This window comes from Streptomyces sp. NPDC005483 (genome assembly GCF_040606035.1).
GTDB lineage: Bacteria > Actinomycetota > Actinomycetes > Streptomycetales > Streptomycetaceae > Streptomyces.
Genome location: NZ_JBEXEA010000040.1, coordinates 50,027 through 69,733 on the forward strand (window position 1 = coordinate 50,027; position 19,707 = coordinate 69,733).

The following is a 19,707-nucleotide window of genomic DNA, read 5'->3' on the forward strand; positions in this document are numbered from 1 at the left end:
GGGTCACACTCCGATGAAGCTCACGGTCTCTGTCATGTCCGCCCGCCCGGTGCGCAGTTGTGGCACGCCTTCCTTTTCGAATCCCACCGAGACGCCGCAGAACAGCACGAGCCCGTCCTCGGCTCCGACCATCTGGCTGACGGTCTCGCGATACATCGTCCACATCACCTGGGGGCAGCTGTGCAACCCTTCTGCCCTCAACAACAGCATGACCGTCTGCAAATACATCCCCGCGTCCCCCCACTGCCCGGGCCCCATCGACCGGTCGAGATAGCAGAACAGCACGACCGGCGCCCCGAACGCCTCCGAGTTCAAGGCGGCGATCTTCATGGGCCTGTCGGGGTCGTCGCGCTCGATGCCCAGCGCCTTGTACCGCTGGGTGGCCGCGGCGGCGAAGCGCTCCAGATACGGCGAGGCCAGTTCGGCCGGGTACATCGGATACTCCCGTACGTCACCCGGGTCGCCCGCCAGCGCTCTGGCCGACGCGCGCCTCTTCAGTTCGGCCAGGGGCTCGCCGGTCACGACGTACACGTGCCACGGCTGGAGGTTCCCACTCGACGGAGCCCGTGTTGCTGCAGCCAGCACTCGTTCGAGCATCTCTTTGGGGATCGGCTCATCGCTGAACGCCCGCACTGCCCGGCGACTGTCCACGGCTTCATACACATCCACGTCTTTTCGTCCTCCCAGTCCGGGGCGAGCAGCGAAGACACGAGGATGATCATCGCACCAGGTGAGCAGGCCGGGCGGGGCTTTGGTGCTGCCCAAACTGAGGCTCTGGTCCACTTCTTGTGAAGGCTCACGGACAGTGTTGTCAGTGGTGTGTGGTGGGATGGCCGGACTCTGCCGTTGATCCGCCGGGAGGCCCTCGTGACGTCCTCGTACCCGTCTTTGACCCGTGCCTTGGCCGAGGCTTTGGTCGATGTCCTGTGGTTCATCGAGGGCAGCGAAGACGAGCAGATAAATCAGGACGACACGGTCAAGGTCATGGAGGGGGTGGCCCACGTGGTCAGCACGTTGCCGAGTGATCAACGACAGGAGTTGATCGAGTTGGTCGGGGAGATGGCAGCCGCCGAGGGCAACCCGGCTCGTCGCGAGTTCCTGGAAGAGTTCCCGGAGGGCTTCGGGCTGATCAATGATGATGAGCAGTCGTTTCACGCTGCGTGCGCGACCACAAGAAGTGGACCAGAGTCCGAGCGAACGGACACAGCCACGTCATCGACCCACGGCTCTACGCGGTGATCGTGGACCGCCTCCCTGAACGCCTCGGTCATCGAGACCGGAACCGAGTGCTGCCGCTCGCCCGTACCAAGGCGCGGAAGAATGACGTAGCGAAGTGCACCGTCACGACGCGACGGAGTAACTGAGATCCTGCGCGGTGAGCGAGACAGGCACCAAACGCAGCCACAAGGTGCCTCGTTCCCCCGGATCATCGTGCAGGTAGTGCACGAAGCGCGCGTCTCACAGAGCTCCGTCGGCTCCCAGGGAGCGGCTCAGCTTCCGCCGCCCCCTCGCCACGTCGAAAGGCACCAGCTCGGCGCGACCTCGAGCGATCACTTGCCGGACGCGACCCGTCGCGAGATTGCCTTCGTCCACCACGCGAGCGATGCGCAGGTCATCCTTCACGTGGCCGAACGACCGGGCCCATGGGCCTGTCAAGGTCCAGAAGGCTCCCTCTTCCCAGAGGAACCAGACAGGACGCACCGTCGGTCCGCGCGTCGCGATGCGAGCAGTGCAATACGCCCATCGAGGGGTCCCGGCGCAGGCCGATCCGGGGCCGCTTGAAGACGTCCAGGGCCGCTGCAAGGCGTCCTGCCGGGGGCCCGCTGAACAACGTCACAGCCACCCGGCGGAGACTAAAGTCGATGATGTGGAGCTGGGCGTCGGGACGCCTCCTAACTCATCCCCAACCCCTGCCCCCGTCCCCCTGGAGGTGAGACCGGTGCTGCTTGATGTCCGTTCCAACTGGTCCTTTCAGCGTCTCCAGTCTCGGTTGGTGTGTGTCTCGTTGTAGTTGGCGTTTCTCATCAATGTCAGCCGTGACCGATGAGTTTTGTGCGGATCCGTGGTCGATACGGCTGGATACACCGACACCGGTGGGCCTGTGCTGGGGCCATTCCAGCGCGGGAGGAAGCCAGATGGAGGCTGTGATGAGCGTCGACGACTCCGAGCAGGAGTACACCGTCCGGACTGGCGAGCCGGGGGCACGGGTGAGCGGTCCCAGGGTGTTGGTGGCGGGAGCGAGCATCGCGGGGCCCGCGTTGGCCCACTGGCTGCGCCGGCGGGGGGCTGAGGTGACCGTGGTGGAGCGGGCTCCCGAGCTGCGTCCCGGCGGGCAGGCGGTGGACGCGCGCGGGGTCGCCAAGGAGGTCATCGGGCGCATGGGGCTGGACGCGGCGGTGCGCGCGGCGTGCACCGACACCGCCGGCGCCCACACCGTGGACGCGGACGGGAAGGTGCTGGAGACCTTCCGCGCTGACGACGACGGTGGCGACGGGTTCATCGCGGACATCGAGATCCTGCGCGGGGACCTGTGCCAGGTGCTCTACGACGACACCCGCGACGGCGTCGAGTACGTCTTCGGCGACCGAATCGCCGAGCTCGCCCAGGACGCGGACGGGGTCGACGTGGTCTTCGCGGGCGGCAACCGGCGGCGTTTCGACCTGGTGGTCGGGGCAGACGGGCTGCACTCGGAGCTGCGAGCGATGGTCTTCGGGCCGCATGAGCGGTTCCTCCGCCACCTCGGGCACGTGCTGGCCTTCTACAGTGTGCCCAACGAGTTCGGGCTGGACCGCTGGCTGCTCGAGTACCAGGACCAGGAGTCCGGGCGGTCCGCCCTCCTGCGGCCCATCCAGGACGCCACCCTGGCGATGGCCATGTTCTACCTCCCCTCGGCTGACTTCGACATCGACCACCGTGACGTCGCAGCCCAGAAGCGTCTGCTGCGTGAGCGGACGGCGGGCCTGGGCTGGCTGACCCCGGACATCCTCGCGCACCTGGACGACACGCCGGACTTCTACCTCGACCAGGTCGCCCAGGTGGTGATGGGCCGCTGGTCGAGTGGACGGGTGGCGTTGCTCGGGGACGCGGCGTTCAGCTCGTCGCCGATGTCCGGCCAGGGCACCGGGCTGGCGCTGGTCGGTGCCTACCTGCTGGCCGGAGAACTGGCCGCTGCCGGATGGGACCCCGACACCGGGTTCGCCCGCTACGAGGCGCGGATGCGCTCGTTCGTCGAGGCCAACCAGGAGATCGGCCAGTTGAACGCCCGCAGCCGCGACGTCCCCGGGCCAGACGCCGAGCCGCGCCCCGATTTCGCCGGCGAATGGTTCACCGAGCTGGTCGGGCGCGCGATCAACGGCATCGAGCTGCCCGATTACGCGGGGGCGCCTGACTCCGCAGCCCCGGCCGGATCGCCGATCACCTCGTCGGCCAAACCGTAGGTGTCACAGGGTGTCGGTTTACGACAGCCACGCCACCATCGGCGGTAGATGAGAACTGACACCGCTCCGCTCGGACCGTCCTGCTGCACGCGCCGGTGTTGCGCCTGGAAGCGGTCAAGAAGGCTTGACCGCCGATACGGCGGTGACGGTCACGGTGTCGTCGCATTCGGCGAACTGCCCGTCGTCCAGGGCCACCTGGTGCGCCCCGGACCCCGGCAGCCGGACAACCATCGTGGGATACAGCACGGGCGCTGAACCGGACACGCAGTACCCGTCGCCCTCTCCCTGCACCTGCACGAACGTCAGCTTCACCCACGCCTTGGCACCGGGGGCCACCTTCACCGACGCCGCGGCACCGGTCGGCTTGACGGTGAGCGGCACGTTCAACTCGGGAGAGCCGTTCGCGGCGCCGGCCACCGTGGGATGCCCCTTGAGGACGCACGTCTGTGCGGACACGTTGGTGAACTCGACGACGGCCGCCCCGGTCCCCGTACCGGCCGGCCGCACGGCGGCCTGACGGGCGGTCGCCTTCAGACTGCTCGCGCCACAGGTCGCCGCCGAACCGCCCGCAGCGGGTGCGGACGACGCAGGTACGGAGGCGGCGGGCGCGGGCCGGGAGGCGGAGGCCGTCGAGGGGCTGGAGGGCGTGGGGGAACCGGAGGCGGAGCCGGCGGGCTTCGGGGCGCCGGGCGTGGAGGAGGAGGCCGCTGAGCTGACGGCCCCGGACGGGGTGACGCCGCCGTCCGCGGTATCCGTGCCGCCCGCACCGGGCTGACATCCCGCCACCGCAAGCGCCGCCGCAGCCACGACGATCGCCACCGCCGAACCGCGCATTCCGTTCACGTACCGCATGCTGTCCCCCCGAGTCCCAGTTGTCCGGAGCGCGGCTTCTCGCCGCCCCCGTCGAACCAGACAGAACCGTGGAGTTGGCAGTTCTCCCGCACTCCGACCTGTGACCCAGTGGTGACGAAATCCGGCCACAACCACCGTGGAACGCCTCGGACAGGCCAGCAGTCGCCCCGGAGCACAAGAGCCGATCGCCAAGGCCCGATCACCAAGGCCCGATCACGGTCACGAGGCGACAACACTGTCGTCGACCAGGCCCGCATCCCCGCAACCCGGCCGACAAGCTTCCACACCTCCTCACTGGTCTGCCCACGAACCAGCGGGTCGTCGCGCCCTGCAGGTCGTGGCCGGGAGGCAGACATCCCCTCTACGCCCCCTCGAATCCACGCTTCACCGCAGGAAGAACAGAGATGGGTGGGACAAGTCCCGGGCAGCGAAAGGGGGGCGGGTACCTGGGGCGTTGCTCGCGCGCGACGGCGGGCCGCGCGCGAGGCCGGGCAGGTTGGGAAGTCGTACCAAGCCGCCGCGAGGCAAAGGTTTCGCTGTTCGAACCGCGCTCCGGCTCGCCGAGCGGCATTGACCTGACTGCCCGATGCGCGCCGGACGCCGGCCACCACGTCGTCGTCGAAGGGGTCGTTGTACGCAGACCGCTACGGGAAGATGCTCACCCGGCTTACGGCCCCATCCACGATTGATCGCAAATGTGGTGGTGCCTTGAAGGGCCAGGGCTAGGCTCGTGACTGATCACAGTTACCGACGAGGGGGGTCCGAGGTATGAGCGGGACAGTGACGGCGGTCAGCAGCAACGGGGAGTACTCGTTCACCAAGCCGAGCCGGGACAGCGTCAGGTTGCTTGCAGGGCTCGGTGTGGAGGGGGACGTGCACGCCGGGGTGACGGTCAAGCACCGATCGCGCGTCGCGCAGGATCCCACCCAGCCGAACCTGCGCCAGGTCCACCTCATTCATGAAGAACTCTTCGCCGAGGTCGGCGAAGAAGGGTTCAAGGTGGCGCCCGGCGACCTCGGCGAGAACATCACCACGCGTGGCATCGATCTGCTCGGTCTGCCGGTCGGCACATTGCTGCGCATCGGCGACTCCGCGGTCCTGGAAGTCACCGGGCTCCGCAATCCCTGCCTGCAGATCGACAACTTCCAGGACGGGCTGCTGAAGCAGGTCGTCGGCCGCGATGAGGCGGGGAACATCGTGCGTAAAGCCGGAATCATGAGCATCGTGAGGGAAGGCGGCATGGTGCGCCCTGGCGACACCATCGAAATGGAACTTCCCAGCGGTCCGCACCGGCCCCTGGACCGGGTCTGACAGTCTCCCGGGCAGGGCCGTGACATCACGAGGCCGCGCGGGTGCTTGAGCTCGAAGATCAAGCAGGCCCGCGCGGCCATGGCCCCTCCCCGCAGCCTGTGGCGCCGCGCCAACATCTCGGCGAGTCGATCGAAGAACTCGTGCCACGCTGGGAGGCGCGCTCTGAGGAGCGGGCCGCCCCCGCACTTCGCGTCACCTCGGACGGTTGCCCGCGCCGGGCCGTGGCGGCCGGGCCGATGATGTGGAGCTGGGCGCCGGGCCGGCAGTGAGTGCAGGCACAAGCTCACTCCGGACTATGTGCGTTGGCAGAGCGGCCCACAACCGCGAGCAGCTCGGCCGCGAGCGGCTGGACCTGGGCCTGCTGCACAACCCAGAGCACGTCCACCCCGGCCATCGTCCCACCCTGCACAGCGCGATCCGGGACGCGTTCGTCGTCCCCGAGGAAGCTGCGACAGCCGGGAAGGTGGCCGGGTATGGCATCGCCACGTGCGTTGGTCTGGAAGGGGGGCGTTCACGGTGGTGGAGCTGCCAGGAGGCGTCGCCGATGAAGCCGTCGTGGTCGTTGCGCGGGGTGGTGGCGTCGGATCGGGGAGCGCCAACCCTCCCTGACCCCTGGACCCTACTGCCTTCACGTCCCCGGCCAGGCCATCTACTGGTAGCAGCCGCCGACGCACAACACGGTGACCGTGCCGCTCTCGCTGGTGGCTGTGGAGGGGACGTGGTGGGTGGTGATCGTCGGAGTCTTGCTGGTCTCCCAGGGCATGGGGGCGGCCACGGCCTGCGGGGCGAGGACGGTGAAGGCCGCGGTGGTCATGAACACGGCGACAATCGCACGTTTGCGCAGATGCATCTGGACTCCTCGATCGACGCTCGGCCAGTGAAGTGCGGCGGCCGGCACGCTACTCGGACAGGCCGCTACGCCTGGCTGCCAGTCTCACGGTGCGCGAAGCCCCAAGCCAGGTTCATCGGAGAAGTCAGGCAGTTCTCCATACGATCACCGCGAATGGCGGGCTGTGTTCCGGCCAGGCCCCGACATGAGTTCTGGACGGAGTGGGGCAGCGCGCGGGGCGTGCGGGCTGCTGCCACCGAGTCGTGAGTGCCCTTGGGTTTTGGTGGTCGTAACGGCTCTTGTGACACCGGTGACAGGACCGCGACAAGAAAGCCCACAACTGTCAGTGGGGCTGCCCGGTCTCACTCTGCGTGGACGGCGACGACCGGCCGTCCCGCCGTGACATCAACAGGGGGAACACCATGAAGTCCACGCGCCACAAGGCAGCCACCGCCGGCGCCCTTGCCATCCTGGCCCTGGGCGGCACGCTCGCCGCGACCGCGCCGGCCTCGGCCGCCACTGCCGGCGCCTACAACGGGGCGTGCGGCACCGGGTACGAGGTCTTCACCTCGACCCCGATCAAGTCCTCGCAGACCACCGTGGCCGCCACCACCTACGTCGCCTACAGCTCCGCGGACAAGCAATGGTGCGCCGTCACCGTGCGCAGCAAGCCCGGTGCCCGCGTGTTCTTGGAAGTCACCCTGGACACCTGGCCGACCAGCAGCACCCCTGAGAAAGATTCCGGCTCCTACACGACCTTCGCCGGCCCGGTGTACAAGGACCTGCCCAAGCCCGGCCTGTGCATGACCTGGAGCGGTTCGATCGACATCAACTACAACTCCGACCGTGGCCTGTGCCCCTGACCCAACGGCTGCCGGCGTGGTCGACCTCCGAGTCGGCTACGCCACCTGCCCCGCGGGCCGATGAGCGGAAAGTGGGCCGCCCGACGATCAGGGTGTTCCCGGCATCTCACGGCGTTTCAGTTCCGTGAGGTGCTGCATGCGTGCCAGGCCGTGGGCCGCGGGCCGCCTCGGCTTCACGGTCTTCGTCCGTCAGCGTGCCGGCGTGGGGGACAGGCTGCCCCTGCGTCGGCACCACGGGTGGCATGGGCTGCCGCGTCCTCCATGAGCCGTCGCGTTTCGCCGCTCTGGTAGAGGAACGTGCGCGCTTCCATCGCATTTTGTTCGCACCCCTGTGCGCAATTTCGTAAGATCTCCGCGCGAGGCGGTACGGAAATGGCCGAGTGCTCGCCCAAGAACTTCGGAGAATCCCATGCGCCGTCCTCTCGTGCTCACCGTTGCCGCCGCTGCCGCCGCGCTGCTGTGCGCCGGCTGCTCCACCTCCGACGCCGGAAGCCGTGACGAGCCCGCAGCCGCGTCACCGCCTCCGACGTCCTCGTCCGGCCCCCGCTCCGCCGTGCGAGCGGCCGTCGCGGCTCTCCGCGAGGACAGTGCCGGGTTCCGCCAGGAGATCGAGCTGGAGGGTGAGGGCCAGGTGTACGGCCTCACGGTCACCGGCGGCTTCGACTTCGCCGCGGACAGGGGCCACCTCGCGGTCGACTTTCCCGGCGGCGCCATCGACCACAGCGACCAGGTCTTCGCGGACGGCAAGATATACATCAGCGGCGTCCAGGGGATCGGCGAGGATGCCTGGGGGGTTGTGCCCCGGGACAAAGCGCAGACTCACTACCTGCTGCGGGCCCCGCTCAACGATCCCGAGCACGTCCTGCAGCAGATCGCCGCAATGCGCAAGATCTCTCGACAGGGCGAGGAGAAGGTCCAGGGGGTGCGCACAGTGCGCTACCGCGGCATCCTCGACCACCGGACCGTCACTTTGCGCATGACCCCGGATGTTCGCACGAAGACGGACCAAGCCCGCGACGCCCTGGGCAGCGACCTCCCGGTCTTCGCGGACGCGTGGGTCGACGGCCGGGGACGCTTGGTGAAGACCCGCATGAGCGTCAACCTGTCCGGCGCGCGGGTGACGCTGACCATGGCTCTGTCGGACATCGGTGAGCCGGTCCGCGTGACGGTCCCGCGGGCCGCGGACACGATCCCCGTCACCAAGGTCGGCGGCATCCTGAACGGCTGAGCCGGGCAGCCCGGCCGGCGTGCCGGCAGGAGACGTTCCCGGCTGGGCGAAGCATTGACCTTTAGCCAAAGGGCTCCGGTGTCCCGCTCCGCCCGGGTGGTCGGAGTGAAGGCGTTGGGCATCTCAGCCACGAACGCTCACGCCGCGCCGGCGGTTGTCGGCGGGCCCGGGAGGAGGAAGCCTCCAGAACCCGAGCGGGGGCCTAGCAGGTTCATCCCTTGCTCCGCAGGCGCTGTTCAACGACCGCGGCCCTGACGGCGTCACGCGGCAGCGGGCTCCTCCCAGGGGCGAAGGGGCTGGGGTAAGTGGCCACTTCCTCCAACCGCCTGATGACGGCCCGTGTATCGCCCACGACCCGGGGGCGGCCGCCCAGCTTTTCTGCCAGGCGTAGCTGCCGAAGTAGTCGTGGCAGTCGCCGAAGAGCGCTGCAAACTGCTCCATCGCGCACTCCTCCCACACCTGCGCGTCCAGCCACGCCTGCGCGGCCGCGCGCCGCTGGCCACCGTAGGGGAGCGCTTGGTCAAGCCGACCGCGCTATGGGCCTGGTGGTGCAGGTGGAACTCCCAAGCAGGCCCACCTCGGCCGATGCGGCCACTGCGGCGAGGGCCGCCAGCACCAGGACGCCCATCGCCGTCGCCGTCGCCGTCGCCGCCGTCCCGAGCCCGCCGACGAGCTACCCGAGCGCGGCACCGTGTCCGTGGGGCCCGCGGTGCGCGTGGGGTCGGTTGTCGTCATGCTCGCTCCGCTCCTGATATGCCGTCAACGCCCCTACAGACAGGCCCACTTCGTCGTTAGGTACAGCAGGCTGTACTACCGATCGGGCGGTTGGTGGGATCGGCCGAGGAGGGGCGCGGTCCGTAGCGTCGGAGACATCAGCCGGGACGCCGGCCGAGACATCAGCCCAGTCCCGCCGAAGGAGCCCGCGATGGCGACCACCGACCCCTACCGACTGAGCGTCCCTGACGCGCACCACGACACCCCCGCCCAGGCCGTCACCCGCGGCGAGGTCACCCGCGTCCTCCTCTGGCTGGTCCTGGTGATCAGCGCGGTCGCCAACATGGTTGCCTCCTACGCCGCCGTCGGTGTCGCCGTGAATCTCGCGTGCGGCGCGGTCACCGGGCTCGCGGCCACCGCTCTCGTCGTACGCCGAATGAAGGGCGGCCGCCGGTGAACCTCGCGACGAGTGCCGTACGGGCCACCGTGCCCGCTCCTGCCCCTGCCATCGCGTTGGAGCGCCTGACCAAGACCTACCCGGGTGATGTGAAGGCCCTCGACGAGGTGTCCCTGACTGTCCGGCCCGGCACCTTCCTCGCCGTGATGGGCCCCTCGGGCTCCGGCAAGAGCACCCTGATGCACTGCGCGGCCGGGCTGGACTCGCCGACCTCGGGCAGCGTCCGCATCGACGGCCACGAGATCGCCGGCCTGAACGAGACCCGCCGTACCGAACTGCGGCGCGAGCGCGTCGGGTTCGTGTTCCAGGCCTACAACCTGATTCCGTCGCTCACCATCGAGGACAACATCACGCTCCCGCTGCGGCTCGCCGGCCGAGCCCCGGATCGGGAGTGGATCGGGGCCCTGGTGGAGCGCGTCGGCCTGGCCGGACGGCTCGGCCGACGCCCCGCCTCACTCTCCGGCGGACAGCAGCAACGCGCTGCCGTGGTACGGGCCTTGGCGACCCGTCCGGCCGTCGTGTTCGCCGACGAGCCGACCGGAGCGCTCGATCTGCGCAGCGCGCACGAGGTGCTGGAGCTGCTGCGCTCCCTGGTCGACGAACTGGGCCAGACGGTGGTGATGGTGACCCACGACCCGGCCGCCGCGGCCCGCGCCCACAAGGCGCTGGTGATGGCCGACGGCCGGGTCGTCGCAGCCCTGGACCATCCCACCGCGCCCCAACTGGCCTCGCATCTCGTCGCGTTGGGAGACTGCTGACCCATGTCCGAGCACTTCCGCACCCCTTCCCGCCTCCCCCTCTTCCCGATCGCCCTGCGTATGGCCGCACACCGGATCACCGCGATGCTCGCCGTGGTGTGCGCGGTACTCGGCGGGGCCGCCCTGATCACCAGCACCGGTGTGCTGGCCGAGTCCGGGCTCCGCTCACAGCTGCCGCCGGGCCGACTCGGCGGCGCGGACATCGTCGTCGCGGCTGTCCAGGAGTACCACTCGGACGGCGACCTGCCGCTCGCCCTCCCCGAGCGCGCCCGCATCCCGTCGTCGCTGATCGACCGGCTCTCGGGCCTGCCCGGGGTGACGGCCATGGTCGGAGACCTCGGCTTCCCGGCCGCGCTGGTCGACGCCGGGGGAGGGGTCGTACCGACCGCCGACGACCCCTCGGCCGCCGGACACGGCTGGTCCTCCACCGAGCTGCTGGCCCGTCCGCGCGTCACCGGTCGCGCGCCGGCCGGAGCGGACGAGATCGCCGTCCCCGCCGCGACCGGTCTGCGCACCGGGGACCGGGTTCAGGTCGTTGCGGGCGGCCGCCCCGCTGTGCGCTACCGCGTCGCCGCGGTGGTCGACGCGCCGGGCGCGGGCGTGTACTTCGCCGATGCCACGGCCGTACGCCTCGCGGGCCGCGACGGCGCGCACCGCTACGACCTGATCGGCCTGCGCACCGCGCCCGGAACCGGCGAGGCGGTCGCCGAGGAGGTGCGCGACCGGGTGGCCGGTACCGGGCTGACCGTCCGCACCGGCGCGGACATCGGCGAGACCGTGGCGCCGGGCGTCGGCACGGCCCGCTCGCTGCTGATCCTGCTCGCCGGTTCGCTCGGCGGGATCGTGCTGCTGATCACCGGGTTCGTCACGGCGGGCGCGCTGGGTGTATCGATCGCCGGGCAGCGACGCGACCTGGCGCTGATGCGGGCGGTCGGGGCGACCCCGCGACAGATCCGTCGGCTGGCCGCCGCGCAGTCCTCCGTGGTGGCCGCCGTGGCCCTGGCCCCCGGAGTGGCCCTCGGTTACCTCCTCGCGGGCCGCTTCCACGACATGCTCGCCGACCGAGGCGTCCTGCCCCCCGAACTCCCGCTGACCGTCAGCCAGTTGCCCGCCCTCGCCACCCTCCTCCTGCTCGCCCTGACCGTGCAGATCTCCGCCCGGAGCGCGGCCTGGCGCACCTCACGGATGCCCGCGACGGAGGCCGTCGCCGAGTCGCGGAGCGAACCGAGCAAGCCCTCGAAGGGCCGTACCCTCACCGGGTTTCTGCTGATCGCCGCCGCGTGCGCGCTGTCCGTCACCCCGCTGCTGACCCGCACGGTGATCGGCGCGTCGGCCACCTCCATCGCCGGGATCGTCGCCGCGATCGGCCTGGCGCTGTGCGGCCCGGCCCTGGTCCGCACGGCCGGGGCGGCCGCCGTACGTCGGCTGCGGCCGGGGACGCCCGCGCCGACCTGGCTCGCCCTCGCCAACGTACAGGCGTACGCGCTGCGGGTCGCCGCAGTGGTCAGCCCGCTGGCGATGGCGGTCGTGTTTGTCCTGACCTACACCCTCGCGCAGACCACCGTCCTCGCGGCGACCGCGCAGGACACCCGCACCGGCACGCTCGCCCAGTACCGGCTGAGCGCACCGGCCCTCGGCGGCCTGCCGGCCGGCACGCGGGACGCCGTACGGAAGCTGCCCGGCGTGCGGTCCGCCGCACCCGTCGGCTCGACGACCGTCGTCTGGCCGTACGAGATGTTCGGCGACCCCGATGTGGAGTCGGTACCGGCGCTGATCGCCACGCCGGACGCGGTCGGGGTCCTCGACCCCGGGGTGCGGGAGGGCGGGCTGGCCGGCCTGACCGGCGCCACGGTCGCCGTGAGCAGCGAGGTCGCCGCTTCGCGGGACGCCGGACTCGGCCGGCGGATCCGGCTGGTCCTCGGCGACGGCACGCGGACCGAGGCGCGGGTGGCGGCCGTGTACGACCGGGGCCTGGGCTTCGGCTCACTGATCGTCTCCGGGGACCTCATGGCCGGCCACACCACCTCCGGCCTCACCCAGAGCTTCCTCGTCCGCACGGACGGCACGGCGACGGCGGCACGCGCACTGGCCGATCTGACGGCGTCACGCCCGGGCCTGACCCTGGAGAACACATCCAAAACGGCCTCCGGCGGCAAGCAGGACACCCCACCCGAGGTGTGGATCAACCTCGCGACGATCGTCGTACTCCTCGGCTACCTCCTCCTCAGCATCGCCAACAAGCTGGTCGCGGCCACGGCCCAGCGCCGTACGGAGATCGCCGCGCTGCGGCTGGTCGGCACGACGCCGCGGCAGATCCGGGCGATGATGCGCCGCGAGGCGGCCGTGATCGCCGCGGCGGCGCTCGTCTCCGGCCTGCTCCTCTCCGCCCTCCCGCTCGCCCTCCTCGGCCAGAGCTTCCTCGACCGCCCCTGGCCGGCAGGCCCGGCCTGGCTGCTGCCCGCCGTCGCGGCGACGATCGTGACGACGGCCTTCCTCACGATCGAACTCCCCACCCGCCAGGCGTTGCGCACGGCCCCGGCGGACGCGATCCGGGCGACGTGAGGACCCACCCGGCATCGCCACCGCCGATGAATTCTGCGGACATCTCCGGTCTGCCTTCCCCGAATCCAGTTGTCGGTGGCCCGGCTGATCTCCGCTGAACCGCACGCCGGAGTTCATCCCGGAGGAAAGGGACCAGGCCGCCAACCGGAAGAGAACGGGGAGCCGGGGCGGCCGGCCCCCACGCCACGACGCACCACCCCGCTGCGAGTTCGGCGGCGAGCAGCATTGGTTGGCGTCGCACCGGCCCGCTCGGAGCCGGGGCAATGCCGCCTGTTCCTGGGGCTGCGGGGGGGCCTCACCGCCGACTGGCGGTGTGTGTTCGCCGGCTGAGGGGACGGAGGGGACGGCGGGGGCCAGAGTCCTCCCCGCCCGAGCGCGGCCCACGCGGGCGCGTGGTGACGGGCCGGAGGTGGATGCGGGCATCGAGGCCGGTATTGGGGGCGGGGTGGAGTGTGAGGGTGGCGCCGGAGGCGTCGACGAGGTGGCGGACGATGGGCAGAAGTAAAATTTTGTCCTGAATGCCAGGTATGGGCTGTTCTCGCCCGGATACCCGACGGGCATGGTAAGGACACTGAAACGGCACGGAAGGCACGGCGGGCACACCGCGGCAGACCAGGAGGTCGAAGCCGGGCGGGGGACGGGTGCCGGACCGGATGAGCAGGTGGAGCAGCAGGCGCCGGACACTCCGACGGACCTGCCCAAGGGCTCCTGGGGGACGGTGCTGAAAGGCACCCTGAAGGAGTTCAAGAAGGATGAGCTGACCGACCGGGCCGCGGCGCTGACCTACTACGGGATCCTGGCGCTGTTCCCGGCCCTGCTGGCGCTGATCTCGCTGCTGGGGATCGTCGGCCAGTCGGCGACGAAGCAGGTGTTGGACAACCTCCAGAAACTCGCCCCGGGTGCGGCACGCGATGTCCTGACCAACGCGGTGAAGCAGATGCAGGGCAACGCCGGGATCGGCTCGATCATGGCGATCGTCGGCCTGGTCCTCGCGGTGTGGTCGGCGTCCGGCTATGTCGCGGCATTCATCCGCAGCGCGAACGCGGTCTACGACATCCCCGAGGGCCGGCCGGTGTGGAAGGTGATGCCGGTCCGGCTGGGCGTGACGGTGGTGCTGATGGTCCTGGCGGTGATCAGCGCGCTGATCGTCGTCTTCACCGGCGGACTCGCCCGGCAGGTCGGTACCGCGCTGGGCGTCGGGGACACGTTCTTGACAGTGTGGTCGATAGCGAAGTGGCCGGTCCTCATCATCCTGGTCACGGTCATGATCGCGATCCTGTACTGGGCGACTCCGAACGCGAAGGTCCGCGGCTTCCGCTGGGTCACGCCAGGCAGTTTCCTGGCACTGGTGATCTGGGTGATCGCCTCCGCCGCCTTCGCGCTGTATGTGGCGAACTTCGCCTCCTACAACAAGACCTACGGCGCTCTCGCCGGCGTGATCATCTTCCTGGTGTGGCTGTGGATCACGAACCTGGCGATTCTGCTCGGCCTGGAGTTCGACGCCGAGATGCACCGCCAGCGGGCCGTCGCCGGCGGCCATCCAGCCGGAAAGGAGCCGTACGTCCAGCCGCGGGACACCCGCAAGTGGGACGAAGAGGACCGCCGCCGCCTTGAATCCTGAACGGCGATATCACCGTCGCGGGCCCATTCCCGGACCGTGTGCGTCGGTGACGTCGACTCGGTCACGGGCCCGGTGTCGGACAGTCCGGGACGGGAAGCCGCTGGTCATCCAGCGTGGTCGCAAAGAAGCCGTACCGGCGGCGCCCGCCACAGGGAGTGGGTGCCGGCGGAGGAACTTCAGGACCGCCAGGACGCTTCCTCCTTTCCCGTCCGGGCCTGCCGGTGTGGCCGGCCGTCGGTGCCCCATTCGCGGGTTGTCGGCGGTGACCGTGGCCGCGGAGCGGGTGAACAGTGGTGCGCACTACTCCTGCGACGTGGCCGTCGGCGGCGCCGTCGGGCTGGCGTCGGTCGCCCTGGTACGGGGCGCGCAGCGGCTGCTGTGCGACGTGTGCTGTGACGAGCGGTGATGCGTCGCAGCCGGGGTACTCGGACACGCGATCGGATGGTGGAAGGAGATCGCCGAATTGGTCGCCACCCACGGCAGCCCAGCTCCCTGGCGAAGCACTGAAGGCCGCAGGACACAGGGCCTGCCGCAAACGTCGACGAAGAACAGGTGAGCACCATGACAGCAGAAAACTCCTCCCGCCCCGGCGGCGGAGCGCAGGAACCGGTCGGCGACCTGGTCCAGCGTGCCTCGCAGCAGTTGTCGCAGCTGGTCCGCGATGAAATGCGCCTGGCGCAGGCGGAGATGACCCAGAAGGGCAAGCGGTTCGGCAAGGGCGGCGGCCTGTTCGGTGGCGCCGGCCTGGTGGGTGTGCTCACTCTGCAGGCACTGGTGGCCACCGTGATCGCCGCGCTCTCGCTCGTCATGGACGTGTGGGTGGCGGCGCTGATCGTCACCGCCGTCCTAGCCGCCGTCACCGCCGTGATGGCCGTTCTGGGCAAACAGCAGATCAGCAAGGCATCCCCGCCGACGCCCGAACAGACCGTGGACAGTGTCAAGGCCGATGTAGCCGAGATCAAGGAAAAGGCACAGCGATGACCCAGGACAAGCCGCACACCGGCGACGAGGCCACGCCCTCCCCGGAGGAACTGCGTGAGCAGGTCGAGGCGACCCGCGAGGAACTCGGCGAGACCGTCGAGGCGCTCGCGGCCAAGACAGACGTGAAGACCCGCGCCCGCGAGAAGACAACGGCCGTCAAACAGCAGGCCGCCGAGAAGACCGTCCATGTCAGGACCCAGCTGCGGGACAAGGCGGCACACGCGGCGCATGTGGTGCAGGACAAGACCCCGGAGCCGGTGCGCGCCAAGGCCGCCGCGGCCACCGGGCAGGTCCGCGACAAGGCCGTGCACGTCGGAGAGCTGGCCCGGGAGAAGGCTCCGGAGCCGGTACGCGAGAAGGCCAGCCAGGGCATGCAGGCGGCACGGGCCAAGCGCACCCCGCTGCTCGCCGCGGCCGGCGCACTCATCGCACTGCTGCTCATCCGCCGCTCCAGGAGGCACTGATGAAAGCCTCGAAGATCGCCTACAAGCCGGTCGGCATGGCCATGGGCGCCGTCAGCGGCGTGCTGGCCGGAGCGGTGTTCAAGCAGGTCTGGAAGAAGCTCGGACACGACGAGGACGCCCCCGATGCCACCGACGAGCAGCGGACCTGGCGCGAGGTCCTGTCGGCAGCCATCCTGCAGGGTGCGATCTTCGCCGGCGTCAAGGCCGCCGTCGACCGCGGCGGCGCCACCGCCACCCGCCAGCTGACCGGCACCTGGCCCGGTTGACCCGACGCGGTCATGGCCTTCGAGACCGCAATCTGTGGGAGTGGTGTTGGACACCGAGTGAGGACAGCGCGACCGCCTGCCAGCCGTGCGGTGCGTGGATACCCGCACGGCCGGCTCGGATGGCTTTCAGCGTTTCGCGCGGTGTCCGCGCCACCCCGTCTCGCCGTGTCCCTCGCGAACGTCTCCACCCTCGTGCTCCTGGGGTGCATGTGGCCGCCGTGGGGACTCTCCGCCTTGCCGAACCCCTCGCCGCGTCCATCCTCGGTGGTTTTGTCCTGCACGAGCAGCTCACCATGACCGCGGCTCTCGGCAGCCTGCTGATCTTGGGCGGACTGGCCGCAGCCTGTCTCCCCGCCTCCCGCATAGAGCCGACCACGACACCCGACCAGCCGCTCCGGTCACCGTCACATGTCGCTTCCGCTCCCCGAACCCAGGTCTCACCGTGCCCGCACCCGAACTGACCACCGCGGTCGCCGCATCGATCCGTCCACCCGGCAGGCGAGACTCCGAACGTCTTTAGGCGGTGCGTTCGACCGAAAGCCGAGACCTGGGGAACCTCACCGGTGAGCAGGTCGGCTCCGGTCTGTGATGCGGATGCCTGCGAGCAGTGGTTCGACCCTCAGGGCGGGGCTTCGTGTTTACGGAATCGCGCTCCCGGCCCGCAACGCCAGCTGGGCTCTCCAGCTCTGGTGACGTGGTGGGTACGAGGCTCGATGGGCTCCGAGCGGACAACTGGCCGGAGCGCCCCGCTGCCGACCGTCGGGTTTGCCGAACGAGCGAACGACGTCCTCTCCTGGGCTGGTCTTGCGCAGGATCGGCAGTGAACCGACGGAACGGTGGACGGCCGTGCCGGGGGACAGTGGAGCGACAATCTCTGAGCCGTCTACGGCCTTGGCGCCGGCAGTTGCCGGTGGGGACGATCATGGTCGGTGCCGGGCACAGCCGCTGCGCGGCACCGGGAGTTCACCGTGCTGGAGGATGGGGAAGTCGGAGTGCGCCTGCTACAGCCTCGGGGTACGCCTCAGTAGTCGCTGCGCTTCATATGGCGTTGTCCAGACCGACGAACACCTTCGCGATACGCCACTCGCCTTCAGCGTGCTGCAGAGTGAACGTGTAGAAGCCGGTCGCAATCACGGCAGCGCTTCCACCCGCGTTCGACGTCAACATCAGGTACGCCCACACCATCGCCGTGTCGGCGTCCGCACGCTGCAAGACGACGTTGGTGAGGTTGTGCCTTCGCTGTTCGGTTTGCGTCTCCGTTGCATCGCGCACCAGGCTGAGAACCGCCGCGCGTCCCAGAAACGCGCCCTGCTCGACCTCACCGGCGATCGAGGCCGTCCAGATGGTGTCCTCGGTCAGGACATCCTCCAACGCCATCAGATCTCCGTGATCCAAGGCGAAGGCGTAGCGTGCCAGCGTCTGGTGGATGGCAAGCCGTTCTGCAGGGTCGAAATCTGCCTCCCCTGCAGGCGTTGCGGTGAGGTGGCTGCTTCCCCAGCCGAAAGCCGCAGTTGTCGTCATGTCAGACCTCGTTTAGCTCGGTTGTGCAGATGAAAGACGGGCGCGGTCGCGAAGGCGGCTACCCCGCGTGCGTCGGCTGGGCGGCACGCGTGACGTGAGCGGTGCATCGGGCCGGCGACCGACCGCTCCACCGTCGCCTGCGCCGGGTCGCTGCCGTCGCAGACGGTGATGTGCTGGCGGGTGATGTACACGGGGCGGTCAGGCTTCAACACAGCTTCAACGACCGCTCAGTTCGCCGCTGCGAGCATCGCGGCCATCCGGCCGGGAGACGCTCCCAAAGGTCTCCGCATCGGCTTCTCGATGGCCACCAGCACCCCGGTAATGGGCACCGCAGGCCTCTTTGAACCCGCTTGTTCCTAGGCGACCGTGAGGACGATCTTGCCTTGGATGTGTCCGCGTGCGGCGCGTTCGTGTGCTGTTTTGGCGTCGGCGAGTGGGTAGGTGCTGTCTATCGCGACGTGCAGGGTGCCGGTGTCGAGCAGGTGGGCCAGTTCGGTGAGTTGGGTTGCGTTGGAGCGGACCTGGGTGGCTGTGACGGTGACGCCGAGTTTGGTGTTCTCTTCGTCGTCGAAGTCTCCGAAGTAGACGGGGTAGAGGGATCCGCCGCGCTTGAGGGTGGGCAGGAAGCGCCTGCTGTGGGGGCCGCCGACGGTGTCCAGGACGAGGTCGATGTCGCGGACGGCTTCTTCGGGCCTGGTGGTGGTGTAGTCGATGAACTCGTCGGCGCCCAGGTCGCGCAGGAACGTCTCGTGGGTGCCGGAGGCGACGGCGATGACGTGGGCGCCCTTCCATTTGGCCAGTTGGAGGGCGAGGTGTCCCACGCCGCCGGCGGCGCCGTTGATGAGCACGGTGGTGTCGGCGTCGAGGGGTATCGGGCGGTGCGGGGCCGCCTGGAAGGGTGAGGGGTGGTCGTGGCCGAGTTCGATGAGGAACTGCCATGCGGTCAGTCCTGCCATGGGCAGGGCGGCGGCGTGGATGTGGTCGAGGGTGGCGGGCTTGTGCGCCAGGTCGGTGGCGGGTGCGGTGACGTATTGGGCGTAGGCGCCGGCCTGCAGGGCGGTGGGGAAGCGCAGCAGGCCGATGACTTCTTCGCCGGTGGTGAAGCCGGTGACGTCGGGGGCGAGGGCTTCGATGACGCCGGAGACGTCGGTGCCGGGGATGAGGGGGAGGGCGAAGGGGGGCTTGAGCTCGGGGGGTACGTCGGGCATGCCTTCGCGTGCGTACCAGTCGGGGGGGTTGATGCCGGCCGCGTGGACGCGCACGAGGACCTCGCCGGGGCCGGGCTGGGGGATGGGCGCGTCTTCGTGGCGCAGTACGTCGGGGCCGCCGAACTCGTGCAGGCGGATCGCCCTCATGGTGGGTGTCGGCATCGTTTTCTCCTGTGCGTGTTGGGGGGATACGCTTATCCGGATCAGCGGTCCAGGTATCCGGACCACTGATCCGAATATATGGACCACCGATCCGGATAGTCAAACGGGTCCGGGAAGTCACGAGGGGCAGATGCGGGCCGACGCCAGGAAAAACCATGACCACCTGCTCGCCGTCGCGGGGGCCGTCATCGCCGAGCAGGGCGTCGACGTATCGCTGCGCGACATCGCCCGCAGGGCCGGCGTAGGGCTCGCGACGCTGCTGCGCCACTTCCCCACCCGCGAGGCACTGCTCGAGGCCCTGCTGCACACCAGCTTCGACGAACTGACGGCGAAGGCGAGCGAACTCGAGACGTCCGGCTCGCCCGAAGACGCTCTCGCTTCCTGGCTGCGCGACTGCGTCGCATGGACCACCGAGTACCGGGGCGTGACCGTGCTGATGGCCGCCGCCATCGAGGACGCCGACTCCGCCCTCC

At 69.7% G+C, this 19,707-nt stretch carries 19 protein-coding genes and 1 pseudogene; 14 read left to right on the top strand and 6 right to left on the bottom strand.

The features are described 5' to 3' along the window. Window positions 1–3: 3 nt before the first annotated feature. Window positions 4–669: a nitroreductase family protein gene (locus tag ABZT06_RS42805; RefSeq protein ID WP_355753562.1), complete on the bottom strand. Its 666-nt coding sequence runs from the start codon at window positions 667–669 to the stop codon at window positions 4–6. A 198-nt stretch (window positions 670–867) separates the two neighbouring features. Between ABZT06_RS42805 and ABZT06_RS42810 the strand changes: the two genes are divergently transcribed. Next, window positions 868–1,239, top strand: coding sequence for a hypothetical protein (locus ABZT06_RS42810; RefSeq protein ID WP_355753513.1), 372 nt, complete (start codon window positions 868–870; stop codon window positions 1,237–1,239). Window positions 1,240–1,341: 102 nt separating this feature from the next. On the opposite strand, the pseudogene ABZT06_RS42815 reads toward ABZT06_RS42810, so the two are convergent. Next, window positions 1,342–1,722 (bottom strand): annotated as a pseudogene (locus tag ABZT06_RS42815) (pyridoxamine 5'-phosphate oxidase family protein). A gap of 425 nt (window positions 1,723–2,147) precedes the next feature. Here ABZT06_RS42815 and ABZT06_RS42820 point away from each other — a divergent pair. Continuing rightward, entirely contained in the window at window positions 2,148–3,437 is a 1,290-nt protein-coding gene (locus ABZT06_RS42820) for an FAD-dependent monooxygenase (RefSeq protein ID WP_355753516.1), read from the top strand. A gap of 114 nt (window positions 3,438–3,551) precedes the next feature. Here the strand turns inward: ABZT06_RS42820 and ABZT06_RS42825 are convergent, their stop codons facing one another. Beyond that, the gene (locus ABZT06_RS42825) at window positions 3,552–4,289 is read right to left on the bottom strand and encodes a DUF4232 domain-containing protein (protein ID WP_355753519.1); all 738 of its coding nucleotides are present in this window, start codon (window positions 4,287–4,289) and stop codon (window positions 3,552–3,554) included. A 768-nt stretch (window positions 4,290–5,057) separates the two neighbouring features. On the opposite strand from ABZT06_RS42825, the gene ABZT06_RS42830 reads away from it, so the two are divergent. Further along, window positions 5,058–5,600: an MOSC domain-containing protein gene (locus ABZT06_RS42830; RefSeq protein WP_355753521.1), complete on the top strand. Its 543-nt coding sequence runs from the start codon at window positions 5,058–5,060 to the stop codon at window positions 5,598–5,600. A 649-nt stretch (window positions 5,601–6,249) separates the two neighbouring features. Here ABZT06_RS42830 and ABZT06_RS42835 read toward each other — a convergent pair. Continuing rightward, complete coding sequence (locus ABZT06_RS42835; RefSeq protein WP_355753523.1) at window positions 6,250–6,450, bottom strand: hypothetical protein; 201 nt, start codon at window positions 6,448–6,450, stop codon at window positions 6,250–6,252. Between the two features lie 401 nt (window positions 6,451–6,851). Here ABZT06_RS42835 and ABZT06_RS42840 point away from each other — a divergent pair, with 401 nt between their 5' ends. The 10 genes from ABZT06_RS42840 (at window position 6,852) to ABZT06_RS42885 (ending at window position 16,343) form a co-directional block, all read left to right on the top strand. Next, window positions 6,852–7,292 (top strand): hypothetical protein, encoded by a 441-nt coding sequence (locus tag ABZT06_RS42840; protein ID WP_355753526.1) that lies wholly within the window; start codon window positions 6,852–6,854, stop codon window positions 7,290–7,292. A gap of 409 nt (window positions 7,293–7,701) precedes the next feature. After that, on the top strand, window positions 7,702–8,520 hold the full coding sequence (locus tag ABZT06_RS42845; protein ID WP_355753529.1) for a hypothetical protein: 819 nt from the start codon (window positions 7,702–7,704) through the stop codon (window positions 8,518–8,520). 925 nt (window positions 8,521–9,445) lie between these two features. Beyond that, complete coding sequence (locus ABZT06_RS42850) at window positions 9,446–9,691, top strand: hypothetical protein (RefSeq protein WP_355753531.1); 246 nt, start codon at window positions 9,446–9,448, stop codon at window positions 9,689–9,691. Next, on the top strand, window positions 9,688–10,449 hold the full coding sequence (locus ABZT06_RS42855) for an ABC transporter ATP-binding protein (protein ID WP_355753533.1): 762 nt from the start codon (window positions 9,688–9,690) through the stop codon (window positions 10,447–10,449). Before ABZT06_RS42850 ends, ABZT06_RS42855 begins: the two co-directional genes overlap by 4 nt. A gap of 3 nt (window positions 10,450–10,452) precedes the next feature. Beyond that, window positions 10,453–13,011, top strand: a complete 2,559-nt coding sequence (locus ABZT06_RS42860; RefSeq protein WP_355753535.1) for an FtsX-like permease family protein — start codon at window positions 10,453–10,455, stop codon at window positions 13,009–13,011. A 559-nt stretch (window positions 13,012–13,570) separates the two neighbouring features. Then, window positions 13,571–14,632: a YihY/virulence factor BrkB family protein gene (locus ABZT06_RS42865; RefSeq protein ID WP_355753537.1), complete on the top strand. Its 1,062-nt coding sequence runs from the start codon at window positions 13,571–13,573 to the stop codon at window positions 14,630–14,632. A 262-nt stretch (window positions 14,633–14,894) separates the two neighbouring features. Continuing rightward, window positions 14,895–15,038 carry a hypothetical protein gene (locus ABZT06_RS42870; protein WP_355753539.1) on the top strand — a complete coding sequence of 48 codons (144 nt, stop codon included), beginning with the start codon at window positions 14,895–14,897 and terminating at the stop codon, window positions 15,036–15,038. Window positions 15,039–15,193: 155 nt separating this feature from the next. Next, window positions 15,194–15,613, top strand: a complete 420-nt coding sequence (locus tag ABZT06_RS42875; protein WP_355753541.1) for a phage holin family protein — start codon at window positions 15,194–15,196, stop codon at window positions 15,611–15,613. Continuing rightward, window positions 15,610–16,077, top strand: a complete 468-nt coding sequence (locus ABZT06_RS42880; protein ID WP_355753544.1) for a DUF3618 domain-containing protein — start codon at window positions 15,610–15,612, stop codon at window positions 16,075–16,077. Before ABZT06_RS42875 ends, ABZT06_RS42880 begins: the two co-directional genes overlap by 4 nt. Then, window positions 16,077–16,343 carry a DUF4235 domain-containing protein gene (locus ABZT06_RS42885; RefSeq protein WP_355753546.1) on the top strand — a complete coding sequence of 89 codons (267 nt, stop codon included), beginning with the start codon at window positions 16,077–16,079 and terminating at the stop codon, window positions 16,341–16,343. Before ABZT06_RS42880 ends, ABZT06_RS42885 begins: the two co-directional genes overlap by 1 nt. A gap of 1,038 nt (window positions 16,344–17,381) precedes the next feature. Here the strand turns inward: ABZT06_RS42885 and ABZT06_RS42890 are convergent. Both ABZT06_RS42890 and ABZT06_RS42895 read right to left on the bottom strand, forming a co-directional pair. Next, window positions 17,382–17,864 carry a nuclear transport factor 2 family protein gene (locus ABZT06_RS42890; protein ID WP_355753549.1) on the bottom strand — a complete coding sequence of 161 codons (483 nt, stop codon included), beginning with the start codon at window positions 17,862–17,864 and terminating at the stop codon, window positions 17,382–17,384. Between the two features lie 356 nt (window positions 17,865–18,220). Continuing rightward, a complete protein-coding gene (locus ABZT06_RS42895) occupies window positions 18,221–19,234 on the bottom strand; it encodes an NADP-dependent oxidoreductase (protein WP_355753551.1) in 1,014 nt (337 codons plus the stop codon). A gap of 130 nt (window positions 19,235–19,364) precedes the next feature. Here ABZT06_RS42895 and ABZT06_RS42900 point away from each other — a divergent pair. Then, a partial coding sequence (locus ABZT06_RS42900) for a helix-turn-helix domain-containing protein (protein WP_355753553.1) occupies window positions 19,365–19,707 on the top strand: 343 nt, incomplete at its 3' end.